This window comes from Pseudomonas sp. Leaf129 (assembly GCF_001423465.1).
In the GTDB taxonomy this organism is placed as follows: domain Bacteria; phylum Pseudomonadota; class Gammaproteobacteria; order Pseudomonadales; family Pseudomonadaceae; genus Aquipseudomonas; species Aquipseudomonas coleopterorum.
This window is the reverse complement of sequence record NZ_LMOC01000001.1, coordinates 1341595-1363392: the sequence shown is the minus strand read 5'-3', so window position 1 is coordinate 1363392 and position 21798 is coordinate 1341595. Positions and strand designations below refer to the sequence as shown.

The 21798-nt window shown below is 64.2% G+C and carries 22 protein-coding genes; 9 read left to right on the top strand and 13 right to left on the bottom strand.

Annotated features, from left to right (window positions below):
• Nucleotides 1–30 precede the first annotated feature (30 nt).
• The 10 genes from ASF66_RS05940 to acnA form a co-directional block, all read right to left on the bottom strand.
• Nucleotides 31–1596: a methyl-accepting chemotaxis protein gene (locus tag ASF66_RS05940; protein WP_056843111.1), complete on the bottom strand. Its 1566-nt coding sequence runs from the start codon at nt 1594–1596 to the stop codon at nt 31–33.
• Between the two features lie 145 nt (nt 1597–1741).
• Complete coding sequence (locus ASF66_RS05935) at nt 1742–2620, bottom strand: metal ABC transporter solute-binding protein, Zn/Mn family (RefSeq protein WP_056843110.1); 879 nt, start codon at nt 2618–2620, stop codon at nt 1742–1744.
• Nucleotides 2621–3520, bottom strand: a complete 900-nt coding sequence (locus ASF66_RS05930) for a metal ABC transporter permease (RefSeq protein ID WP_056843109.1) — start codon at nt 3518–3520, stop codon at nt 2621–2623.
• Nucleotides 3520–4269: a metal ABC transporter ATP-binding protein gene (locus tag ASF66_RS05925; RefSeq protein WP_056843108.1), complete on the bottom strand. Its 750-nt coding sequence runs from the start codon at nt 4267–4269 to the stop codon at nt 3520–3522. Before ASF66_RS05925 ends, ASF66_RS05930 begins: the two co-directional genes overlap by 1 nt.
• Entirely contained in the window at nt 4266–5195 is a 930-nt protein-coding gene (locus tag ASF66_RS05920; RefSeq protein ID WP_056843107.1) for a metal ABC transporter substrate-binding protein, read from the bottom strand. Before ASF66_RS05920 ends, ASF66_RS05925 begins: the two co-directional genes overlap by 4 nt.
• Before the next feature lie 26 nt (nt 5196–5221).
• Nucleotides 5222–5785 carry a DUF6162 family protein gene (locus ASF66_RS05915; RefSeq protein WP_056843106.1) on the bottom strand — a complete coding sequence of 188 codons (564 nt, stop codon included), beginning with the start codon at nt 5783–5785 and terminating at the stop codon, nt 5222–5224.
• Nucleotides 5782–6117, bottom strand: coding sequence for a hypothetical protein (locus ASF66_RS05910; RefSeq protein WP_056843105.1), 336 nt, complete (start codon nt 6115–6117; stop codon nt 5782–5784). The genes ASF66_RS05915 and ASF66_RS05910 overlap by 4 nt, the downstream gene beginning before the upstream one ends.
• Nucleotides 6114–6656 carry a hypothetical protein gene (locus tag ASF66_RS05905; protein WP_056843104.1) on the bottom strand — a complete coding sequence of 181 codons (543 nt, stop codon included), beginning with the start codon at nt 6654–6656 and terminating at the stop codon, nt 6114–6116. Before ASF66_RS05905 ends, ASF66_RS05910 begins: the two co-directional genes overlap by 4 nt.
• On the bottom strand, nt 6653–7867 hold the full coding sequence (locus tag ASF66_RS05900; protein WP_056843103.1) for a PepSY-associated TM helix domain-containing protein: 1215 nt from the start codon (nt 7865–7867) through the stop codon (nt 6653–6655). Before ASF66_RS05900 ends, ASF66_RS05905 begins: the two co-directional genes overlap by 4 nt.
• Nucleotides 7868–8165: 298 nt before the next feature.
• A complete protein-coding gene (gene acnA / locus ASF66_RS05895; RefSeq protein ID WP_056843102.1) occupies nt 8166–10916 on the bottom strand; it encodes an aconitate hydratase AcnA in 2751 nt (916 codons plus the stop codon).
• 138 nt (nt 10917–11054) lie between these two features.
• Between acnA and rlmM the strand changes: the two genes are divergently transcribed.
• From rlmM to ASF66_RS05850, 9 genes are all read left to right on the top strand, one after another.
• Nucleotides 11055–12119 (top strand): 23S rRNA (cytidine(2498)-2'-O)-methyltransferase RlmM, encoded by a 1065-nt coding sequence (gene rlmM, locus ASF66_RS05890; protein ID WP_056843101.1) that lies wholly within the window; start codon nt 11055–11057, stop codon nt 12117–12119.
• A gap of 110 nt (nt 12120–12229) precedes the next feature.
• Nucleotides 12230–12475 (top strand): sulfurtransferase TusA, encoded by a 246-nt coding sequence (tusA, locus tag ASF66_RS05885; protein WP_049859099.1) that lies wholly within the window; start codon nt 12230–12232, stop codon nt 12473–12475.
• An 87-nt stretch (nt 12476–12562) separates the two neighbouring features.
• Entirely contained in the window at nt 12563–13168 is a 606-nt protein-coding gene (locus ASF66_RS05880; protein WP_049859100.1) for a tRNA-(ms[2]io[6]A)-hydroxylase, read from the top strand.
• 144 nt (nt 13169–13312) lie between these two features.
• On the top strand, nt 13313–13681 hold the full coding sequence (locus ASF66_RS05875; RefSeq protein ID WP_056843100.1) for a MerR family transcriptional regulator: 369 nt from the start codon (nt 13313–13315) through the stop codon (nt 13679–13681).
• A gap of 80 nt (nt 13682–13761) precedes the next feature.
• Nucleotides 13762–14940, top strand: coding sequence for an isovaleryl-CoA dehydrogenase (locus ASF66_RS05870; RefSeq protein WP_201782769.1), 1179 nt, complete (start codon nt 13762–13764; stop codon nt 14938–14940).
• A gap of 50 nt (nt 14941–14990) precedes the next feature.
• On the top strand, nt 14991–16598 hold the full coding sequence (locus ASF66_RS05865; RefSeq protein ID WP_056843099.1) for a carboxyl transferase domain-containing protein: 1608 nt from the start codon (nt 14991–14993) through the stop codon (nt 16596–16598).
• Nucleotides 16599–16630: 32 nt separating this feature from the next.
• Nucleotides 16631–17431 (top strand): enoyl-CoA hydratase-related protein, encoded by an 801-nt coding sequence (locus tag ASF66_RS05860; protein WP_056843098.1) that lies wholly within the window; start codon nt 16631–16633, stop codon nt 17429–17431.
• The gene (locus ASF66_RS05855) at nt 17428–19362 is read left to right on the top strand and encodes an acetyl/propionyl/methylcrotonyl-CoA carboxylase subunit alpha (RefSeq protein ID WP_056843097.1); all 1935 of its coding nucleotides are present in this window, start codon (nt 17428–17430) and stop codon (nt 19360–19362) included. Before ASF66_RS05860 ends, ASF66_RS05855 begins: the two co-directional genes overlap by 4 nt.
• Nucleotides 19349–20260, top strand: coding sequence for a hydroxymethylglutaryl-CoA lyase (locus tag ASF66_RS05850; RefSeq protein ID WP_056843096.1), 912 nt, complete (start codon nt 19349–19351; stop codon nt 20258–20260). Before ASF66_RS05855 ends, ASF66_RS05850 begins: the two co-directional genes overlap by 14 nt.
• A gap of 53 nt (nt 20261–20313) precedes the next feature.
• Here the strand turns inward: ASF66_RS05850 and ASF66_RS05845 are convergent, their stop codons facing one another.
• The 3 genes from ASF66_RS05845 to ASF66_RS05835 all read right to left on the bottom strand — a co-directional run bounded on the left by ASF66_RS05845 (nt 20314) and on the right by ASF66_RS05835 (nt 21726).
• The gene (locus ASF66_RS05845) at nt 20314–20658 is read right to left on the bottom strand and encodes a YggL family protein (RefSeq protein ID WP_056843095.1); all 345 of its coding nucleotides are present in this window, start codon (nt 20656–20658) and stop codon (nt 20314–20316) included.
• 103 nt (nt 20659–20761) lie between these two features.
• The gene (locus ASF66_RS05840; protein ID WP_056843094.1) at nt 20762–21091 is read right to left on the bottom strand and encodes an Hpt domain-containing protein; all 330 of its coding nucleotides are present in this window, start codon (nt 21089–21091) and stop codon (nt 20762–20764) included.
• Between the two features lie 8 nt (nt 21092–21099).
• The gene (locus tag ASF66_RS05835) at nt 21100–21726 is read right to left on the bottom strand and encodes a response regulator transcription factor (RefSeq protein ID WP_049859108.1); all 627 of its coding nucleotides are present in this window, start codon (nt 21724–21726) and stop codon (nt 21100–21102) included.
• Nucleotides 21727–21798: the final 72 nt, after the last annotated feature.

The window sequence follows — 21798 nt, the reverse complement described above, 5'->3', positions numbered from 1 at the left end:
TGGAGGCGGCGCCGCGCATCCAGAGGCCGATCAGCGGTTGAAGCGCTCCACCAGCGAGTACTGGCTGTTGGCGGTCTTGGTCAGCTCTTCGCTGAGCAATGCCGAGTTCTGCGCCTGCTCGCTGGTTTCATCGGCCAGGTGCGAGATGGTGGTGATGTTGCGGCTGATCTCTTCGGCCACCGCGCTTTGCTCTTCGGTGGCTGCGGCGATCTGGGTGGTCATGTCGGTGATGTTGGCTACCGCCTCGCTGATGCCGATCAATGCGCGGTCGGCCTCCAGCACCCGGGCCACGCCATCTTCGGCCTGGCGATGACCGGCATCCATGGTCTGCACGGCGTTGTTGGCGGTCTGCTGCAGCTTGGCAATCAGCCCGTGGATCTGTCCGGTCGATTCGCTGGTGCGTTGTGCCAGCTGGCGGACTTCATCGGCGACCACGGCAAAGCCACGCCCCATTTCGCCTGCGCGCGCCGCTTCGATGGCCGCGTTGAGCGCCAACAGGTTGGTCTGGTCGGCGATGCCCTTGATCACATCCACCACGCCGCCGATCTCGTCGCTGTCCTTGGCCAGCTGCGTCACGGTCTGCCCGGTTTCGCCCACCACCACCGACAATCGCTGGATCGCCTCGCGGGTTTCGCCGGCGATGTCGCGGCCGCGACTGGTCAGGCGATTGGCTTCCTGAGTGGCGTCTGCAGTGCGCTGTACATGGCTGGCGACCTCCTGGGTGGTGGCAGCCATCTGGTTCACCGCTGCGGCGACCTGTTCGGTTTCCAGGCGCTGACGGTCCAGGCCCTGGGAGCTCTGGTGAGCCAGGGCGTCCGACTGCCGGGCCTGGCCGGTCAGGTGTTCGGCGGTGTCCTGCAGACGGGTCAGGCAAGTCTTGAGGCGCGCTTCCTGACTGAGGATGGCCATTTCCAGACGCGCCTGGGCGCCGCGGCTGTCGGTGTACATCTGCGCGATGAGCGGGTCGGACGTGGTCTGGTCCGCCAGCTTGAGCAGGCGCTTGATGCCGCGCTGCTGCCAGCTCAGGCCGATCAGGCCCAAAGGAATCGACAGGCCGGCCGCCAGGGCGAAGCCCCACGACGTATTGAGCCAGGCGCCGATCATGAAGCTGATCTGGCTGACCAGAATGAACGGCAGCCAATCCTGTACCACCGGCATCCAACGATCGCGGCCGGGTACTGCGGATTTACCTTTGTTCAACCGTTCATAGAGCGCCTGAGCCCGGCGTACCTGCTCGGCGGTCGGCTTGACCCGAACCGATTCGTACCCCACCACCTGCTTGTTTTCCAGCACCGGGGTGACGTAGGCATTGACCCAGTAGTAGTCGCCGTTCTCGCAGCGGTTCTTGACGATACCCATCCATGGCAGACCCTGGCGCAGGGTCGCCCACATGTGCTCGAACACCGCCGGCGGGACGTCCGGATGGCGCACGGTGTTGTGCGGCGCGCGAATCAGTTGATCTCGGGTGAACCCGCTGATCTCCACGAACGCGTCGTTGCAGTAGGTGATCATTCCTTGGGTGTCGGTCGTAGAAATCAGGCGCTGTTGAGCAGGGAAAGTCCGTTCGCGCTGAGTGATAGGCTGATTGTTACGCATGAGTGTCCATTCATTCCGTGGGGCTTTGACAGGTTCTCGGCCAAATCGGGAAAAGGTTGAATCGAATTTCCCCAGGAGCGAGGCGGGATGCGTGCGCCGTCAGGCCAAGGGCGAAGCGTGCGCGTCGTCTTTGGCCAGGAAGTGGTCAGAGGGCCTGGATGACGGCGTTCATGTGCGCCTGCAGGTCGGCGATCGGGTCATCGCTTTCCTCGGCCAGTACCAGCAGTTCGCTACCTGCTGCGGTGATGGCCGCCTTGACCGCTTCGGGGGGTTGCCGATGGTCGATGACCAGGGCGACGTCGTTGTCCTTGAGCGTCGTGCTCAGGTTCTCCAGTTGCGCGGCATCCCATTGCTCGTCGGTGAGCGCCTGGGTGGCGACCGTGTCCAGGTTGAGGCCTGCGGTCAGGTAGGCGAAGCGGTCGCTGAGGCTGATCACGCTGACATTGTCGACCTTGGCCAGGCGGGCTTCGCTGTCGGCGCTGAGTTTGAGCAACTGCTGCTTGAGCGCGGCCAGATTGGCATCGATCCGCGGCTTGGCGGTGGGTGCCAGACGCACCAGATCGGCAGCCATGACATCGGCCATGCGCCCCATGTTGTTGCTCGACAGCCAGGGCTGGCTGTTCAAGCCACTGACGCCGGGCTGCACGGCGATACCGGGCAGTACCCCGTCCACCGGGCGCGCCGCGTCGATCTCGACGATGCGAATGTTACTGCGGCGTGCCAGCGGGTACAGCGAATCATCGGGCCACAGCGAGCGCAGTCCGATCACCGCATCGGCGGAGCTGGCCAGGCTGGCCAGGGCTTCTGCACCGCGGCCGGTGAAATAGGCATTCTGCCGGGAGCCGGGCAGGTTGGCTGCGGCTGCACGCTCCAGCTGTACGCCGCTGTCCTTGAGCAGCAACTGGCCCAGGCCGTAGGTGATCGGCAGGCTGGCGAGGACTTTCACCGGCTCGGCGGCGAAGGCAGCGGGGGCGAGCACCGCACACAGGGTCAGGGCCGCTGTCAGTTTGCGCAGAATAGGCATTTATCCGATGTTCCCTCTGAGGCTGGGCAAGGTGCCGCGGGCGATGGCGGCGAGGGCGAAAGCCGCGCCTGCGACCAGGATGATGGCGGCACCGGACGGCACCGGCAGATCGAAGAGGATCGGCAGTAGGATCCCGCACAGCGTGCTCAGCGTGGCGATGATCACCGAGATCCAGAAGAACCCCTTCAGCGACTGGCTCAAGAGCCGCGCCGCCGCTGCCGGTATCACCAGCAGCGCACCGACCAGGATCGCGCCGATGACCTTGACTGCCGCCACGGTGATCAGCGTCACCAGAATCACGAACAGGTAATCCAGCGCTTTCACCGCCACGCCGCGTACGGCGGCCAGTTGCGGGTTGAAGCTGGCCAGCATGATGCGGTTGTACAGCGGCAGGCTCAGGCTCAGCACCAGCGCGCCGACCACGGCCAGTACCAGCAGGTCGTTGCCGTTCACCGTCAGCACCGAACCGAACAGCACGTTCTCGAGAATGTGTACGTTGATCTTGCCGGCCAGGGTCAGCAGCAGGCTGGCGCCCAGGGCCAGGGATACCGAGAGGAATACGCCGATCAGGGTATCCGGCGCCAGGCCGGTGCGGTTGCGCAGGTAGTTGAGCACGATGCCGAACAACAGGCAGTAGCCGAACAGGCTGCCGTAAGGGCCGGTGTAGGGTTCGCCGAGCAGGATGCCGATGGCCACGCCGGTCAGTGCGGCATGGCCTACCGCTTCGGAGAAGAACGCGAAGCGCTTGACCACCACCAGGGTGCCCAGGCCGCCCAGGACCGGACCGATCAGCAGGCCGGCGATCAAGGCGTTGACCACGAATCCGTAGGCCAGCGCAGCGGGCAGGTAACCGTCCGAAGCCAGGCTCTGGATGGCCAGACGAAACTGTTCGTAGTCCATCAGGCGAGACCTCCGGCGCGGGGATGGGTGGAGAACAGCGTCAGCAGTCGGTCCGGCGTGAGTGCCTCGGCCGGTGTGGCGTCGAACAGCACGCGCCGGTTGAGCCCGGTGACCCGGTCGGCGAGGCGCTTGACCGCTTCCAGGTCGTGCTCGATCCACATCACCGTGATGCCGGCCTGCTGCCAATCCTGAAGCAACCGCTCGAACACCTGGATACCGGCCTCGTCGAGGGCAGACATGGGTTCGTCGAGAATCAGCAACTGCGGCGCCGGGATCAGGCCTTGCGCCAGCAGCACGCGTTGGCGTTCACCGCCCGACAGCGCGCCCATGCGCCGTTTGCGCTTGTCCTGCATGCCCACGCGTTCGAGCGCTTCGCCAATGGCGCCGGCATAGTGCCGGGAGAGGCCGAGAAACGCCGGCCGACGCTGGCACATGGCGGCCATGAAGTCGTCGACCGTCATCGGCAGGCCACGGTCGAATTCCAGCGCCTGCGGCACGTAGCCGATCACGCCGGGACTGCCCGGCCATTGCAGACTGAGTTGCCCGCGGTGGGGCATCTGCCCCAGCAGGGTCTTGATCAGCGAGCTCTTGCCACCGCCGTTGGGCCCGACCAGCGCATGCACGCTGCCGCTGGCCACGCGGAAGCTGACATCGTCGAGAATCTGCGTACGGCCCAGCACCAGGCCGACCTGATCGAAATCGATGGCTGGTCCGCAGTGAGCCAGAGCGAAGGGTTCGGCCGCGGTCATGCGCCGGCCTCCTGAATCGCCCGTACCACGGTGTCGAGGTTGCCGCCCATTTCCTTCTCGTACTTGTCGGCGCTGTATTGGCCATAGGAAATGTGCGAGAGCGGGTACATCTTGACGCCCGATTCGCGCTGGATGGTTTCGACGTAGGTCGAGGGGAAATCCATTTCCGAGAAGATCACCTTGACGTCCAGTGCCCGCAACTGGTCGATGGTCTTCTTCAGCTGGCTGGGGCTGGGTTCGATGCCATGGGCCGGCTCGACCACGGCAGTGACTTCCAGACCGAACTCGCGCAGCAGGTAGTCATAGGCCGCGTGCACCGTGGCGACCCGCAGCTCGGCGTTGGGTGCCTGGGTCAGCTTGGCCAGGGCATCGGCGCGCAGCGTGCGCAGGCGCTTGCCGTAGGCCCGGGCATTGGCGGTGTAGAACCTGGCGTTGTCCGGATCGAGCTTGCCCAGTTCGCGGGCAATGTTGTTGACCTGAGCAATGGAAGCGCTGATGGACAGAAAGGTGTGCGGGTTGACCACCTTGCCGGCGCCGCGGGCCATGGTCCCGGTGGCGGCCAGCAGCGGCACGTCGGCGTTGGCCTCGATCACGGCGATATCAGGCTTTTCGCTGGCTTCGATCATGCGGTCGGCGAAATCATCATGGCCGACGCCATTGAGCACCACCACGTCCAGGCTGCCGATGCGCTTGATGTCCTCGGCCCGAGGCTCGTACGCATGGGGGTTGAACCCGGCCGGGATCAACGGCACCACCTCGGCCTTGTCGCCGACGATGTTCGCCACATAACTGTAGTAGGGGTGCAGGGTGATGCCGATGCGCAGCGGTTTGCCGTCGGCGGCCCAGGCGGTGCTGTAGAGCAGGGTGCCCAGGACTGCGACGGACAGGAGTCGCAGCAACGGACGGCGGGCGATAGATCGGGGCATGGAAAATCCTGGGGAAGAGGGCGTATTCAATGGCGGTGCTGGCGGGTGACACCGGTGTCGAACTGGGCGATCACCTGTTGCCAGCCGGCGGCGGCGAGCGTCTTGTCATCCATCTGCGAAGGTGTGCTGGCCGAAGAAGCGCGATTGATCCAGACATCCGCGTCGGGCCCGTTCACCCGCAGCAGGAACGAACCGGCCACCTCGGGCGCCTGGCTCAGGCCCACATAGGAGCTTTGAATCATTTCCCACGCATGACTACCCCGGCTGACCGAGCTGGCGTCCTGGGCGAAGGGTGGGAAGCCTTCGCTGGCCAACTGCGCAGGCGTCACCGGTTCGGGCTGTTCCTCGGCGATCAGGCGCACCTCGTCCAGGGTCACCCGCAAGTCGGCGTAGATGCCCTGTTCGGCAGGCGTCAGGTCGCGCCGTGCGTCGAGCTGATGGGCCGGCACCGCCACGGGCTCGTGGCTGACACCGTGCCAGGCCACCACGCCGGCCGCAGCCAGCAGGATGAACAGGCAGAGCAGGCCGACGTAGAGGGTTTCATGACCCGCCCCGGCAGGGCGGACGATCTGGGTGACCGGCGTACTCATGGTGCTTGGATGTCGGCTTGGTCGATTTCCACGACATGGCCGGGACCGGCATCGAACAGCACATAGAATTCGGCATCGGGACGCTTGAAGGTCACCGTCGAATCGCTGCCCAGCTTGCCAGGCACCAGAATGCTTTCGTCATAGCCGACCACGTCCAGGGTCACCCCCGGCGCGCCGCTACCATCGGAGAACCCCCCGGTGCAGCGAATCTGCTGGTCGTCGATCTGCTTGCATTCGCACATGGGGTTGTGGGCCAGGGCAACGCTGCTGCAGGCGGCGGCGAGCAGTCCGAGCATGAGGGCGGGCCAGCGGGGGAATGAAACGCGGATCATGGTTGGATTCCTTGGCGGTTCTTCAGCCAGGCCACCGTTGCGGGCGACGCCTGGCTCAAGGGAATGGAGGTCTGATGCATGGAGCCGTCCCAGCCTTCCATGGTGATCCACAGCTGCGCATCGGTCTCGGTTTTGCTCGGCACCGGCAGGCCGGCGAACATGCGGTAGCCGCTGCCGAAGAAGATCACGCCCGCAGCCCTCAGGCTGCGCGGCTTGCCGATGCGCAGGTAGGTAGCCTTGACCTGATCGATGCAGGACTTGCACAGGGCAGCGGTGAAGTACTTGATGTCCTGACCGCTTTCGGCGGTCGGGCCTTCGATGCGGCGCTCGGCCAGGGTCAGGCTCCAGGGCCCGACGGCGATGTCGCCGACGGTGCGTTCGCCCAGGCCGCTGTCACCGCGATCCATGGCGTTTTCGGCGAAGTAGTGCGGCATGAAGCCGAGTGGAATCAGCACCAGCAACACGTTGATGTGGAAGCGCCACTTGCGCCACAAACGCGACAGCGGCGAGGGCGAAGGGGCGGTGACGACTCGGCTCACAGGCTGCGCTCCGCGGTGGTATGGGCCATTGGACGCAGGTCGCCGACGGGCATCTGCGAGGCTTCCTGGCGATTGCTTCGCTTGAACGCCTGTGCGGTCGCCAGGGCCGTGCGCTTGCTCCAGATCATCAGGCCGCTGAGCACCATCATGCTCAGCAGCAGGCCGAAGAAGGCCCAGATGAGTTTGATCCACAGGCCCCCGAAGTCACCGGTGTGCAGCGGGCGCATGGATTCGGTGACGAATTCCAGCGCGTTGCGGTCGCCCAGCAGGTGCGAGCTGATCAATTGCCCGGTGTAGGGGTTGATGGTGGCGGTCTGGAACATCAGCGGGTACCAGCTACGGCCGCCGACTTCCATCGGGCTGTAGGCATTGAGCGGCAGGGACACGTAGCTGGCATCCAGGTCAGGCACCTGCTGCTTGACCACGGCAATCGCCTGTTCGACCGGAATCATTGGTGCCGGGGTGCCATTGGCCACCAGCGGTACGTCGGCCCGCGCGATCACCGAGGTCACCGGCGAATAGCTGGAGATGCTGATCTGGTTGTCGTAGAGGATGGCGCGAATCAGGAACCACACGCCGGTGATCGCGATCACGGCGATGAACCAGATCGACCAGATGCCACTGAGGCGGTGGAAATCGCCCCAGAACACCCGGGCGCCCTGGTTCAGGCGCAGGGTGGGCTTGAGGAAGCCCTTCCAGAACTTCTTGTAGACCACCAGCCCGGTGATCAGCGACACCAGCAACGGCAGCCCGAGGAACGACACCAGGTACCAGCCCCAGGAGAAGCCGTTGGTGAAGGGCACCAGCCACCAGCCATGCAGGGCGCGGGTGAAGGCCGGGAAATCGAATGCCGGACTGACGCCTTGCAGTGCGCCGGTGTAGGGGTTCACGTAGACCGTGGGTGAACGGCCGTCCGGGTAGGTCACGCTGGCGTTGACCGCGAAGTAGTCGCCGTCCGGATGGGTGAGGTTGCTGACGCGCAGTTCGGGGTGATCGCGCTGGATGGCGGTCATCAACTGGTCGTAGTTCAAGGGCTGGGCGTCATCGGACGGCTTGTTGGCGCGCATTTCCGGGTTGATCAGCCACATGATTTCGGTGCTGACCACCGCCAGCGTGCCGGTGACACAAACGATCAGCACAAAGAACCAGATCGGCAGGGCCAACCAGCTGTGCACCAGAAACCAGATTTTCGAGCGGGATTTCTTGGACATGGGAAAACGTTCTCGATTCGCGATCCCGACAGCCGGACGGGCAGGCTGTGGTTCCAGCGAACAGGTGGCCACCGATTTGGAAGGCCGCTATTGCACTGGATAAACAAGAATGAGAACAAGAACCAAATGAATATGGAGCGCGTTTATTTGAAACCGAATGTTTCAATCAAGCAGAAGGACCCCGACGCGGTGTCGCCGCTGCTACAGAAACTTCAGATCCCTGTAGCAGCGGCGCAAGCCGCGTCAGCGTCATCCACGGTGTCGCCGATTCACCACGTACAAACCAGGCGTGGCTCAATCACACCACCGGATTACCAATCAACTGACGCAGCACATAATGCAGGATCCCACCGGAGCGGAAATACTCCACCTCATTGAGGGTGTCGATCCGGCACAGCAGCTCCACCGTTTCTTCCTGGCCACTTTCACGACGGATGAGCAGGTCCAGACGCATGTGGGGCTGCAGATGCGCACCCGTCAAACCAACGATATCCAGCGTCTCCTGCCCGGTCAGCCCCAAGCTCTTGCGGCTCTGGCCGTTGGTGAATTGCAGCGGCAGCACACCCATGCCGACCAGGTTGGAGCGATGGATGCGCTCGAAGCTCTCGGCCACCACGGCCTTGACGCCGAGCAGGTTGGTCCCCTTGGCCGCCCAGTCGCGGCTGGAACCGGTCCCGTACTCCTGACCGGCAATGACCACCAGCGGTGTTCCTGCTGCCTGGTAGCGCATGGCTGCATCGTAGATCGGCAGTTTTTCGCCCGTCGGAATGAACAGGGTATTGCCGCCTTCTTCGCCACCGAGCATTTCGTTGCGGATACGGATGTTGGCGAACGTGCCGCGCATCATCACTTCGTGGTTGCCACGGCGCGAGCCATAGGAGTTGAAGTCTCGCGGTTCCACGCCCTTTTCGCGCAGGTAACGTCCAGCGGGACTGTCGGCCTTGATGTTGCCGGCAGGGGAGATGTGGTCAGTGGTCACCGAATCCCCCAGCAATGCCAGAATGCGGGCGTCCTTCACGTCGGCGATGACCGGGGCCGGACCGGCAATGTCCTCGAAGAAAGGCGGGTGCTGGATGTAGGTCGAATCCGCCTGCCATACATAGGTGGGCTCTTGTGACACCTCGATGGCCTGCCACTGTGCATCGCCGGCGAAGACTTCGGCGTACTCCTTGTGGAACATGGCCGTATCGACCTTGGCCACGGCGTCGGCGATCTCCTGCTGAGTCGGCCAGATGTCACGCAGGTAGACCGGCTGACCATCGGTGCCGGTGCCCAGCGGTTCGCTGCTGATGTCGGTGCGCACACTGCCGGCCAGGGCATAGGCCACCACCAGTGGCGGCGAAGCCAGCCAGTTGGTCTTCACCAGCGGATGCACCCGGCCCTCGAAGTTGCGGTTGCCCGAGAGCACCGAAGCGACGGTCAGATCGGCGCTCTGGATGGCCTGCTCGATGGGCTCGTCCAGCGGCCCCGAGTTGCCGATGCAGGTGGTGCAGCCGTAACCCACCAGATCGAAGCCCAAGGTGTCCAGGTATTGGGTCAGGCCAGCTGCCCTGTAGTAGTCGGTCACCACCTTGGAGCCCGGCGCCAGCGACGTCTTGACCCAAGGCTTGGTGGTCAGGCCTTTTTCGACCGCTTTCTTGGCCACCAGCCCGGCAGCCATCATCACGCTGGGGTTGGAGGTGTTGGTGCACGAGGTAATGGCGGCGATGACCACCGCTCCGTGTTGCAGATTGTGCGTCTGGCCACGCCAGGTATAGGGCGTGCCTTCGGTCTGGTCGGCATTGCCCACGGCCACGCCACCGCCACCTTCGCTTTCCAGGCGGCCTTCTTCCTTGCTGGTCGGCTTGAGCTGCAGACCGATGAAATCGTTGAACGCTGCGCTGACCTTGGGCAGTGCCACGCGGTCCTGGGGACGCTTGGGGCCCGCCAGGCTGGCCTCGACCTCGCCCATGTCCAGCGCCAGGGTGTCGCTGAACACCGGCTCCTGACCAGGCAGGCGCCACATGCCTTGGGCCTTGCAGTAGGCCTCGACCAACTGCACCGTCGCTTCCGGCCGACCGGACAGGCGCAGATAGCCCAGGGTCACGTCGTCCACCGGGAAGAAGCCGCAGGTCGCACCGTACTCCGGCGCCATGTTGGCAATGGTCGCGCGGTCGGCCAAAGGCAGATCGGCCAGGCCGTCACCGTAGAATTCGACGAACTTGCCGACCACGCCTTTCTTGCGCAGCATCTGCGTCACGGTCAGCACCAGGTCGGTGGCGGTGATGCCTTCCTTGAGCTTGCCAGTGAGCTTGAAGCCGATCACTTCGGGGATCAGCATCGACACCGGCTGGCCGAGCATGGCCGCTTCGGCTTCGATGCCGCCGACGCCCCAGCCCAGCACGCCCAGGCCGTTGATCATGGTGGTGTGCGAGTCGGTCCCCACCAGGGTGTCGGGGAAAGCGTAGGTACGGCCGTCCTCATCCTTGGTCCAGACCGTACGGCCCAGATACTCCAGGTTGACCTGGTGGCAGATGCCGGTACCCGGTGGCACCACGCTGAAGTTGTCGAACGCGCTCTGGCCCCAGCGCAGGAATGCATAGCGCTCACCGTTGCGCTGCATTTCGATGTCGACGTTTTCCTCGAACGCCTGTTCGCTGGCATAACGGTCGACCATCACCGAGTGGTCGATCACCAGATCCACCGGCGACAGCGGATTGATGCGCTGCGGGTCGCCACCGGCCTTGGCCACTGCGGCGCGCATGGCTGCCAGGTCGACCACGGCCGGCACCCCGGTGAAGTCCTGCATCAGTACGCGCGCCGGGCGGTACTGGATCTCGCGGTCGGAGCGGCGCTCATGCAGCCAGTCGGCGAGGGCGCGCAGGTCTTCACCGGTGACGGTCTTGCCATCTTCCCAGCGCAGCAGGTTTTCCAGCAGCACCTTGAGCGACATCGGCAGTCGTTGCAGATCGCCCAGGCTCTTGGCGGCTTCGGGCAGGCTGAAGTAGTGATAGGACGTGCCGGCAACGTCCAGGGTGTTGAGGGTTTTCAGGCTATCGAGGGAAGGCATCTGTCAGCTCCTTTTCGGGCCCGCACGGCACGGGCTGAATAATCAGGTTCTTTCAGTGAGGGACTTCCGGTACATGCCGGGGGTTCCGATTTCCTTTATCATGCGCCGATTTCGGCCCCAGGCAGTGAAAGTCTCTTTATGAATACGTTGTTTATGCATTGCCGCCCCGGCTTCGAAGGCGAGGTCTGCTCGGAGATCGCTGAACACGCCGCACGGCTGGGGGTTGCCGGCTATGCCAAGGCCAAGCCGCAGACCGCCTGCGCCGAATTCATCTGCCACGAACCGGCCGGTCCGGCACGGCTGATGAGCGAGTTGCGGTTTAGTGACTTGATATTTCCCCGGCAGTGGGCGCGTGGCGACTTCGTGCAGTTGCCCGAGACCGATCGCATCAGCGTGCTGCTCGAACAGCTGTCGTCCTATCCAGTCTGCGGCAGCCTGTGGCTGGAAGTGCTCGACACCAACGATGGCAAGGAGCTGTCGAACTTCTGCAAGAAGTTTGAGGTTCCGCTGCGCAAGGCCCTGCTCGGTACTGGCCGTCTGGTGGATGATCCCCACCTGCCGCGCCTGCTGCTCACCTTCAAGAGCGGCCGCGAAGTCTTTCTCGGGGTGGCCGAGGCGGGCAACTTCGCCATGTGGCCCATGGGCATCCCGCGGCTGAAGTTCCCGCGTGAAGCGCCCAGCCGCTCGACCCTGAAGCTGGAAGAGGCGTGGCACCACTTCATTCCCCGCGAGCAGTGGGACGAGCGCCTGCACGGCGACATGACCGGCGTGGACCTGGGCGCCGCGCCGGGTGGCTGGACCTATCAACTGGTTCGCCGCGGCATGCTGGTCACTGCCATCGACAACGGGCCGATGGCGCAGAGCCTGATGGACACCGGCCTGGTCACTCATCTGATGGCCGACGGCTTCACCTACAAGCCCAAGCAGACCGTGGACTGGATGGTCTGCGACATCGTCGAGAAGCCCGCGCGCAACGCTGCCCTGCTGGAAACCTGGTTGGGCGAGAACCTCTGCCGCGAAGCGGTGGTCAATCTGAAGTTGCCGATGAAACAGCGGTATGCCGAAGTGCGCCGGTTGCTCGACCGTATCGAGGATGGCTTCAAGGCCCGTGGCATCAAGGTCCAGATCGGCTGCAAGCAGCTGTACCATGATCGCGAGGAAGTCACCTGCCACCTGCGCCGACTCGACAGCGTCCGACGCTGACCCCCGATGTGCCGCGGCCTGGGGTCGCACTGTGCGTCCGGCCTGCGCTGCGCCGCTACACTGTCCGTCTCGACCGTCTGCCTGAATGCCCGCTTGATCTGGAGTTTTTCATGACCCAAACCCTGTCTGCCGACCACACCCTGGATGCGACTGGCCTGAGCTGTCCGGAACCGGTGATGATGCTGCACCAGCACGTGCGCGACCTGCCTGCCGGTGGCCTGCTCAAAGTCATAGCCACCGATCCCTCGACCCGCCGCGACATTCCCAAGTTCTGCGTCTTCCTGGGCCACGAGCTGGTGCAACAAGAAGAAGAGGGCGGTACCTACCTCTATTGGATCCGCAAGAAAAGCGACTGATCGTCCCAGCCCGGCCCGTGTGCGGCGCACATACCCAGTTGCAGGCGAGCTGGGTATAATCGCCCCCTTTTTTCCAGGTGCCTGGCCATGTTGTCTGAAATTCACGCCTTTCTCGGCTGCCCCACGCCCGATGCCTGGGTTCAGGCCGCGCTGGCCGACCAGCACACCTTGCTGATCGACCACAAGAACTGCGAGTTCAAGGCAGCGTCCACGGCCCTGAGCCTGATCGCCAAGTACTGCACCCACGTTGACCTGATCAATATGATGTCGCGCTTGGCGCGCGAAGAGCTGGTCCATCACGAGCAGGTTCTGCGCCTGATGAAACGCCGCAAGATCGAGCTGCAACCGCTGTCGGCAGGCCGCTATGCTTCTGCGCTGCGCAAGCAGGTACGCAATCACGAGCCGGTCAAGCTGGTCGACACCCTGGTGGTCGGCGCCTTCATCGAGGCGCGCAGCTGCGAGCGCTTCGCGGCGCTGGTTCCGCATCTGGACGAAGAACTGGGCACCTTCTACAACGGCCTGCTGATGAGCGAGGCACGGCACTACCAGGGCTATCTGAAACTGGCCCATCAATACGGCGATGCCGCCGACATTGCCCGCACCGTCGACAAGGTCCGTGTGGCCGAAGCCGAATTGATCGAAAGTCCCGATCCGGAATTTCGTTTCCACAGCGGCGTTCCTGCCTTCGCCTGACCGCGCCTGTGCGGCGCATTCGTTGCGCCGCTTCTGACTATCCCTCCTTCAATACACACATGATCTGCGCGTCATGCCAGTCCGCGTGTTGACACACTGCATCTTGACGTTTACGTTAACGTAAAGCATCTGGAACAGATTCACGTGAGCACTCTCTACAGCATCTCCGAAATATCCCAACTGCTGGACGTCACGCCCAGAACGCTGCGCTTCTACGAGGAGCAGGGCATGGTGGCGCCCACGCGTCGGGGGCAGGAACGGGTCTACTCGGCGCGCGATCTGGTGGCCATGAAGTTGATCCTGCGGGGCAAGCGCATCGGGTTCTCCCTGGCCGAATGCAAGGAGCTCATCGACATGTACGACCCCTCGGGCAACCGCAAGCAGCTCGACCGGTTCCTGGAGAAAATCGCCGAGCGCAGGGCGCAACTGCAGCAGCAGATGCTCGACATCGAACAGATGCAGGTGGAACTCGACACCGCCGAGGAGCGGTGCCGCGTGGCCTTGCAAACCTGATCGCGGCTGGGCATTCCCTGCGATCTCCTCGACCTTCTTGATCTCCTTGATAAATACAAAAAAAGCGAGTGATGAACATGATTTCAGTACCGGGACTGGATTTCTTCCTTGGCGAAGACATCGACATGCTGCGCGATTCGGTGGCGGCCTTCGTAGCGCGGGAGATCACCCCGCGCGCCGCCGAAGCCGATCGCACCGACCAGTTCCCAGCCGACCTGTGGCGCAAGTTCGGCGACATGGGCTTGCTGGGCCTGACCGTGCCTGAAGAGTGGGGCGGGACGGGCATGGGCTATCTGGCGCACATGGTTGCCATGGAGGAAATCTCCCGCGGCTCGGGCGGCATCGGCCTGTCCTACGCGGCCCATTCCAATCTGTGCGTCAACCAGATCAACCGCAACGGCAGCGCCGAGCAGAAGGCGCGTTTCCTGCCCAGGTTGATCAGCGGGGAGCACATCGGCGCCCTCGCCATGAGCGAGCCGAACGCCGGTTCCGATGTGGTTTCGATGCGCCTGCGTGCCGACCTCAGGGGCGACCGCTACGTGCTCAACGGCACCAAGATGTGGATCACCAACGGCCCGGACTGCGACGTGCTGGTGGTCTACGCCAAGACCGACATGGCGGCCGGCGCCAGGGGCATCACCGCGTTCATCGTGGAGAAAGGCGCGCCGGGCTTCAGCGTCGCGCAGAAGCTCGACAAGCTGGGCATGCGCGGTTCGCACACCGGTGAACTGGTGTTTCAGGACGTCGAGGTGCCGGTGGAGAACGTGCTTGGCCAACCGGGGCAGGGGGTAGGCGTGCTCATGAGTGGCCTGGACTACGAGCGCGCCGTGCTCAGTGCCGGCCCGCTGGGCTTGATGCAGGCGGCCATGGACCTTGTGCTGCCCTATGTTCACGACCGGCAGCAGTTCGGCCAGAGCATCGGCGAATTCCAGCTCATTCAGGGCAAGCTCGCCGACATGTACACCACGCAGCAGGCGTGCCGCGCCTACCTCTATGCGGTCGGTCGGCACCTGGACGGGCTGGGCCAGGCGCCGATCCGTCAGGTCCGCAAGGACTGCGCCGGTGTCATCCTGTATGCCGCTGAAAAAGCCACCTGGCTGGCCGGCGAGGCCATTCAGATCCTTGGCGGTAACGGCTACATCAACGAGTTTCCTGCCGGGCGCCTGTGGCGCGACGCCAAGCTCTACGAGATCGGCGCAGGCACCAGCGAGATACGCCGCATGCTGATCGGTCGTGAACTGTTCGAGCAGACGCGCTGACGTTTTTCGCTGCCCCTCCCATCGGTGCCGTACCCGCACAGGAAATGCCCATGGCCATTCTCCACAGTCAGGTCAACACACGTTCAGCCGACTTCTTCGCCAACCGCGAGGCGATGCTGCAGCAACTCGATACGCTGCAGCGGTGCGCAGCGCAGATTCACCAGGGCGGAGGCGAAGCCGCCCAGGCGCGCCATGTCGCCCGCGGCAAACTCCTGCCACGCCAGCGCATCGATGTGCTGCTCGATCCCGGCTCGGCGTTCCTCGAAGTCGGGCTGCTGGCCGCTCACGAGGTGTACGGCGAACAGGTCGCGGCCGCCGGACTGATCACCGGCATCGGCCGGGTGTCCGGCGTCGAATGCATGATCATCGCCAACGACGCCACGGTCAAAGGCGGCAGCTATTACCCGCTGACCGTGAAGAAGCACCTGCGCGCCCAGGAAATCGCCCAGCACAACCGCTTGCCTTGCCTGTACCTGGTCGATTCCGGCGGCGCCAACCTGCCGCGCCAGGACGAAGTGTTCCCGGACCGAGAGCATTTCGGGCGGATCTTCTTCAATCAGGCCACCCTCAGCGCCCAGGGCATCGCCCAGATTGCCGTGGTCCTGGGCTCGTGCACGGCCGGGGGCGCCTATGTGCCGGCCATGAGCGACGAAACCATCATGGTCCGCGATCAGGCAACCATCTTTCTCGCAGGTCCCCCCCTGGTCAAGGCGGCCACCGGGGAGGTGGTCAGCGCTCAGGCGCTGGGCGGCGCCGACCTGCACTGCCGGCAGTCGGGGGTCGCCGATCACTACGCGGAAAACGATCAGCATGCGCTGGCCATCGCCCGTCGCTGCGTTGCCCGCCTGAACTGGCGCAAGCAAGGGTGGCTGGCCTGCGTCGAACCCTTGCCGCCACGCCATGCGGCGGATGAGCTCTACGGCTTGGTGCCCACCGACCCCAAGCAGCCCTTGCCGATCTACGAAATCATCGCGCGCATCGTCGACGACTCGGCCTTCGACGAGTTCAAGGCACTGTTCGGGCCGACCCTGGTCTGTGGTTTCGCCCACATCCACGGCTACCCCGTGGCGATTCTGGCGAACAATGGCGTGCTGTTCGCCGAAGCTGCGCAGAAGGGCGCCCATTTCATCGAACTGGCCTGTCAGCGCGGCATTCCTCTGGTGTTCCTGCAGAACATCACCGGGTTCATGGTCGGCCAGAAATACGAGGCCGGCGGCATTGCCAAGCACGGCGCCAAGCTGGTCACCGCGGTGGCCTGCGCGCAGGTGCCCAAGTTCACCGTGATCATCGGCGCCAGCTATGGCGCGGGCAATTACGGCATGTGCGGGCGCGCTTACGATCCGCGTTTCCTGTGGATGTGGCCGAACGCGAAGATCGGCGTGATGGGCGCTCAGCAAGCGGCTGGCGTGTTGGTGCAGGTCAAGCAGGAGCAGGCGCAGCGCCAGGGACAGGCGTTCAGCGACGAACAGGCGCGGCAATTGGCCGAACCCCTGGTGGCGCAGTACGAGCATCAGGCCCACGCGTTCTATTCCTCGGCGCGGCTGTGGGATGACGGGGTGATCGATCCGGCGCAGACCCGAACGGTGCTGGCACTCGGGCTTTCGGCGGCGCTGAACGCGCCGGTGGCCGAAACCCGCTTCGGCGTCTTCCGCATGTAGCCATGCACTCATCAGGAATCGGGGATCAAGGTATGCACGAATTTTCCACGGTACAGCTGCACATCAGCGCCGACCAGGTCGCCAGCGTCTGGCTCAATCGGCCGGACAAAAACAATGCTTTCAATGCGCTCATGCTGGAGGAGCTGCATGAAGCCTTCGATCGGATCAGCCAACAGCCGGCATTGCGCTTCATGTTCCTGCGCGGCCATGGCCGCCACTTCAGCGCGGGCGCCGATCTGGCCTGGATGCAGGCCAGCGCTCGCTTGAGCTACGCGGAAAACCTCGCTGAAGCCGCGCGTTTGGGTCAGCTCATGGAGCAACTGCAGCGCCTGCCACTGCCGACGGTCGCGGTGGTGCAAGGGGCTGCGTTCGCCGGGGCGATGGGCTTGGTCAGTTGTTGCGACATGGCCATCGCCGCCGACGATGCGCTGTTCAGCCTGAGCGAGGTGCGCCTGGGTCTGGCTCCGGCGGTGATCAGTCCCTACGTGGTCCAGGCCATGGGGCCGCGCGCGGCGCGCCGCTACGCCCTGACCGCCGAGCGCTTCGATGCCCCGCGAGCCAGGGAGTTGGGGCTGCTCGATGAAGTGTATCCACGTGCCGAGCTGGAACAGGCGGTGCAGGACTGGACGCGCCGCCTGCTCGGCAACGGTCCCGAAGCCATGCGTGCCTGCAAGGCGCTGCTGCTGGAGATCGGTGATGGCCAGGCCACGGCGCCACGCCAAGCCTGCGCGCAAGCCCTGATCGCTCGCCTGCGTACCAGCGCCGAGGGTCAGGAAGGCATGCAAGCCTTTTTCGAAAAACGCGCGCCCGCCTGGGCCGAGGTGTTGCCATGAAACCGTCCACCCAGACCCTCGGAACCCTGTTGATCGCCAACCGCGGCGAGATCGCCTGTCGCATCATTCGTACCGCCAGAGCCATGGGCATCCGCAGCGTAGCGATCTACAGCGAAGCCGACGCCGATGCTCGCCATGTGCACGAGGCCGATCTTGCCATCCCCCTGGGTGGCAGCAAGCCTGCCGACAGCTACCTGCAGATCGACAAAGTGGTCGCTGCGGCGCTGGCCTGTGGGGCGGATGCGGTTCATCCCGGCTACGGTTTTCTCTCGGAAAACGCCGCCTTCGCCCGGCGCCTCGCGCACGAGGGCATCCTGTTTCTCGGCCCGCCCGCCGAGGCCATCGAAGCCATGGGCAGCAAGTCCGCAGCCAAGGCCTTGATGGAACAGGCCGGGGTGCCACTGGTGCCGGGCTATCACGACAGTGCCCAGGACCTGCAGACGTTTGTCGACGCCGCCCAGCGCATTGGTTACCCGGTGCTGCTGAAGGCCGCGGCGGGCGGCGGCGGCAAGGGCATGAAGGTGGCCGAATCGGCCGCCCAACTGGGGCCTGCCCTGGACTCCGCACGGCGCGAGGCGCTGGCCGCCTTCGGCGACGGGCACATGCTGGTGGAGAAATACCTGGCGGCCCCGCGGCACGTCGAGATCCAGGTCTTCGCCGATAAGCACGGGCACTGTCTCTATTTGCATGAACGTGATTGCTCCATCCAGCGCCGGCATCAGAAAGTGCTCGAGGAGGCACCGGCGCCGGGGCTCGATGCGTCCTTGCGCCGAGCCATGGGCGAAGCCGCCGTGCGCGCCGCCCAGGCCATTGGCTACGTCGGCGCGGGCACCGTCGAGTTCCTGCTCGATGGCGACGCTCGTTTCTACTTCATGGAGATGAACACCCGCTTGCAGGTCGAGCATCCTGTGACCGAAGCCATCACCGGGCTGGACCTGGTGGCCTGGCAGATCCGTGTCGCCCGCGGCGAAGCCTTGCCGCTGACTCAGGAACAGGTGCCCTTGCTCGGCCATGCCATCGAGGTACGTCTGTACGCCGAGGACCCTGCGGGCGGCTTCCTGCCTGCCAGCGGACAACTGGCGCTGTACCGAGAGCCGGCAGCCGGGCCCGGCCGGCGGGTGGACAGCGCGGTGCGCGAAGGCGATACCATTTCGCCGTTCTATGACCCGATGATCGCCAAACTGATTGCCTGGGGTGAAACCCGCGAAGAGGCCCGATTGCGCCTGCTGGCCATGCTGGGCGAAACCGCGGTCGGCGGAATCAAGAGCAATCTGGCGCTGCTGCAACGCATCCTTGCCACGCCGGCCTTCGCTTCGGGCGAAGTCGACACGGGTTTCATCGAACGGCACACCGCAGCGCTGTTGCCCACCCCCCCGACGTTGACCCAGGCCTTCTGGCAAAGCGCCGCGCAGGCGTATCTGCGTTCGATCCCGAACAGTGTGTGCGAGCAGGACCGGCATTCACCCTGGAGCGCACCGACGGGCTGGCGCCTGCTGGCCCCTGCGCAAGCCACGCTGGATCTGCGCTGTGGCGCGCACTCCCAATTGTGCACCGTCAACCTGGCAACGCCGCCCGCCGATCTGGATGAACCACGGCTGGTCGGCCGGCGTGGGGACGTCGTTTACCTGCAGTGGCGAGGCGACCCCTACGAGGTCAGCCATGTCGACGCCCTGTCTACGGGTACCGCAGGCGCGGCGTTGGAGGGTTCGCTGGCGGCGCCCATGAACGGCAGCATCGTCCGCCTGCTGGTCGGCCCAGGTCAGGTGGTCGAGCAGGGCGATGGTCTGGTGGTGCTGGAGGCCATGAAAATGGAGCACACCGTGCGCGCCAACCGGGCCGGCGTGATCCAGGCGTTGTGCTGCGAGGAAGGCCAGATGGTCAGCGAAGGCACCGTGCTGATCGAGATGCAGGAGGCCGATCATGCTGCCTGAGCAGGTACGGATCGTCGAAGTGGGCCCGCGTGACGGCTTGCAGAACGAACAGGGCCAAGTGCGTGCCGAGGACAAGGTGGCGCTGGTCGACGCCTTGGTCGCGGCGGGCCTCAAGCATGTGGAAGTCGGCAGCTTCGTATCGCCGCGTTGGGTGCCGCAGATGGCCGACAGCGCGGCGGTCTTCGCCGCCATCGCGCGCGCGCCGGGTGTGACCTATGCTGCACTGACGCCCAACCTGCAAGGCTTCGAAGCGGCCATCGCCGCTGGCGCGTCCGAGGTGGCGGTGTTCGCCGCCGCGTCCGAGTCCTTCTCCCAGCGCAACATCAACTGTTCCATCGCGCAGAGCCTGCAACGCTTCGAACCGGTGCTGGCCGCCGCCGTCGCCCACGGCATCAAGGTGCGCGGCTATGTGTCCTGCGTGCTGGGCTGTCCGTACGAGGGCGACATCGCGCCGGAGCGGGTGCGCGACGTGGGCGATGCCATGCTGCAGATGGGCTGCTACGAACTGTCGTTGGGCGACACCCTGGGCATCGGTACGCCTGGTGCGGCAAGACGATTGATCGACACCGTCGCGCAGCGGGTGCCACGAGGGCAACTGGCCGGGCACTTTCATGACACCTATGGCCAGGCGGTGGCCAATATCTACGCTTGCCTGCTGGAGGGCGTCCAGGTGTTCGACAGTTCCGTGGCAGGGCTGGGCGGTTGTCCCTATGCCCCCGGCGCCAGCGGCAATGTGGCGACCGAGGATGTCCTCTATCTGCTGCACGGGCTGGGCATCTCGACCGGTGTGGATCTGGATCGGGTCGTCCAGGCCGGCCAGGCGATCATGCTCGCGCTGGGTCGGCAGAGCGCGTCGCGCGTGGCACGCGCCCTGATTGGCGCTACCGGGGCGCGCTAGCAAATCGCGCCCACAAAAAAGGCCATCCGCAGATGGCCTTTTTCAGGGGTACATCAAGCAGCCGGGTTGATCGGCTTCTCTGGGTACCAGGCGTCCAGCAATTCGCTGACTTCGACGCGGGTCAGTTCTTCGCGGCCCTTGAGCCACGCTTCGACGGTGCTGCGCTGCTCTTCGGTGACCGAACCACGCTTGGCCGAGCACACCAGACCGAAGTCGTCGCCGCCAACATAGTCCAGGCCGTTGGCATCCATCGCCTCGGTCAGGAATGCGTCGAGGAATGCGTCGATTGCCTCGTCACCCAAATCCTCCTTGAAGTCCAGGTTCAATTCGAAACCCAATTCCTGGAATTCGTCGACGCACAGTTTTTTGCGCAGACGACGGGAGCGGTTAGTGGCCATGGAACAATCCTCTTAGGTAATATCGCGGCGCAGTCTACCAGTTAAGCCAAGACCCTGTCCGATTCAGTGACAAAATGAACCACTGCCGGCCTGTCCCTGGCGATCACGGGTCCAGTTCGGCCAAGGTCTGCCCCAGTTCGGCCTGCAATTGCGTCAGGGCCAGGTGCAGCGCTTCGCGCAGCGGCCGCAGGTCGTCCTGTGCCGCGCTCGCTTCCAGTGACTCGCACGCTTCGTACACGGCACGTGCCTGAACGATCCGGGCGGCGCCATGGATCTTGTGGGCAATGTCCACCATCCGTGGGTGGTCATCGTGTGCAATGGCGAGCAATTGCTGTCCGTCGTCCGTGCAACTGCGCAGCACTTCCTCGAGCAGTCGCCGCGTCAATGACCTGTTGCCCCCGGTCAGGGCCTGAAGTTGGTCGATCGTGTCCATGCGCTCAATCACACCAATGCATTGCGCTTGGCCATTTCGATAAGTTCCACCAGTGAGTTGGCCTGAAGTTTCTGCATGAGACGCTTTTTGTAGGTGCTGACGGTTTTGTTGCTCAGAAACATGCCAGTGGCTATTTCCTTGTTGCTGCGGCCTTGGGCAAACAATTGCAGGACCATCAACTCGCGGTCATTGATGGCCTTGAACAATTCAAGCTCTTGAAGTTGCCCATCGTCTTCGCGTGAGGGAATCAACGCCTGGCTGGGAAAATAGTTATAACCGGAAAACACCGCGCGCACGGCGCTGATCAACTCGCTGAGTGCCTCCTGCTTGCAGACGAAACCGGCGGCGCCCGACTGCATGCAGCGTATGGCGAACAAGGCCGGAGCCTGCGCGGTCAATACCAGGATCTTGAACGGCACGTTCATGCCGTGGAACCGGGTCAGGACTTCCAGCCCGTCGAGCTTGGGAATACTGATATCGAGAATCAGGAGATCGGGTTGGCACTCGCGCACCATCTGCATCGCATCCACCCCGTTGTCGCTCTCGCCGACAACGCAGTAGCCTTCGTTTTCCAGAATCATTCTGACGGCCAGCCGAATGACAGGGTGATCATCGATGATGAATACATTACGCATGCAGCCTCTCCTGAACGATCCAGTAAAAGCGCGCACCTTAGCCCAGTTGCTCAAAAGGGCATACGAACGGAC

Excerpts from the sequence above, each read along its gene's own strand:
- ASF66_RS05940 (WP_056843111.1), bottom strand. The coding sequence starts at position 1,596 with ATGCGTAACAATCAGCCTATCACTCAGCGCGAACGGACTTTCCCTGCT.
- ASF66_RS05935 (WP_056843110.1), bottom strand. The coding sequence starts at position 2,620 with ATGCCTATTCTGCGCAAACTGACAGCGGCCCTGACCCTGTGTGCGGTG.
- ASF66_RS05930 (WP_056843109.1), bottom strand. The coding sequence starts at position 3,520 with ATGGACTACGAACAGTTTCGTCTGGCCATCCAGAGCCTGGCTTCGGAC.
- ASF66_RS05925 (WP_056843108.1), bottom strand. The coding sequence starts at position 4,269 with ATGACCGCGGCCGAACCCTTCGCTCTGGCTCACTGCGGACCAGCCATC.
- ASF66_RS05920 (WP_056843107.1), bottom strand. The coding sequence starts at position 5,195 with ATGCCCCGATCTATCGCCCGCCGTCCGTTGCTGCGACTCCTGTCCGTC.
- ASF66_RS05915 (WP_056843106.1), bottom strand. The coding sequence starts at position 5,785 with ATGAGTACGCCGGTCACCCAGATCGTCCGCCCTGCCGGGGCGGGTCAT.
- ASF66_RS05910 (WP_056843105.1), bottom strand. The coding sequence starts at position 6,117 with ATGATCCGCGTTTCATTCCCCCGCTGGCCCGCCCTCATGCTCGGACTG.
- ASF66_RS05900 (WP_056843103.1), bottom strand. The coding sequence starts at position 7,867 with ATGTCCAAGAAATCCCGCTCGAAAATCTGGTTTCTGGTGCACAGCTGG.
- acnA (WP_056843102.1), bottom strand. The coding sequence starts at position 10,916 with ATGCCTTCCCTCGATAGCCTGAAAACCCTCAACACCCTGGACGTTGCC.
- rlmM (WP_056843101.1), top strand. The coding sequence starts at position 11,055 with ATGAATACGTTGTTTATGCATTGCCGCCCCGGCTTCGAAGGCGAGGTC.
- tusA (WP_049859099.1), top strand. The coding sequence starts at position 12,230 with ATGACCCAAACCCTGTCTGCCGACCACACCCTGGATGCGACTGGCCTG.
- ASF66_RS05880 (WP_049859100.1), top strand. The coding sequence starts at position 12,563 with ATGTTGTCTGAAATTCACGCCTTTCTCGGCTGCCCCACGCCCGATGCC.
- ASF66_RS05865 (WP_056843099.1), top strand. The coding sequence starts at position 14,991 with ATGGCCATTCTCCACAGTCAGGTCAACACACGTTCAGCCGACTTCTTC.
- ASF66_RS05860 (WP_056843098.1), top strand. The coding sequence starts at position 16,631 with ATGCACGAATTTTCCACGGTACAGCTGCACATCAGCGCCGACCAGGTC.
- ASF66_RS05855 (WP_056843097.1), top strand. The coding sequence starts at position 17,428 with ATGAAACCGTCCACCCAGACCCTCGGAACCCTGTTGATCGCCAACCGC.
- ASF66_RS05845 (WP_056843095.1), bottom strand. The coding sequence starts at position 20,658 with ATGGCCACTAACCGCTCCCGTCGTCTGCGCAAAAAACTGTGCGTCGAC.
- ASF66_RS05840 (WP_056843094.1), bottom strand. The coding sequence starts at position 21,091 with ATGGACACGATCGACCAACTTCAGGCCCTGACCGGGGGCAACAGGTCA.
- ASF66_RS05835 (WP_049859108.1), bottom strand. The coding sequence starts at position 21,726 with ATGCGTAATGTATTCATCATCGATGATCACCCTGTCATTCGGCTGGCC.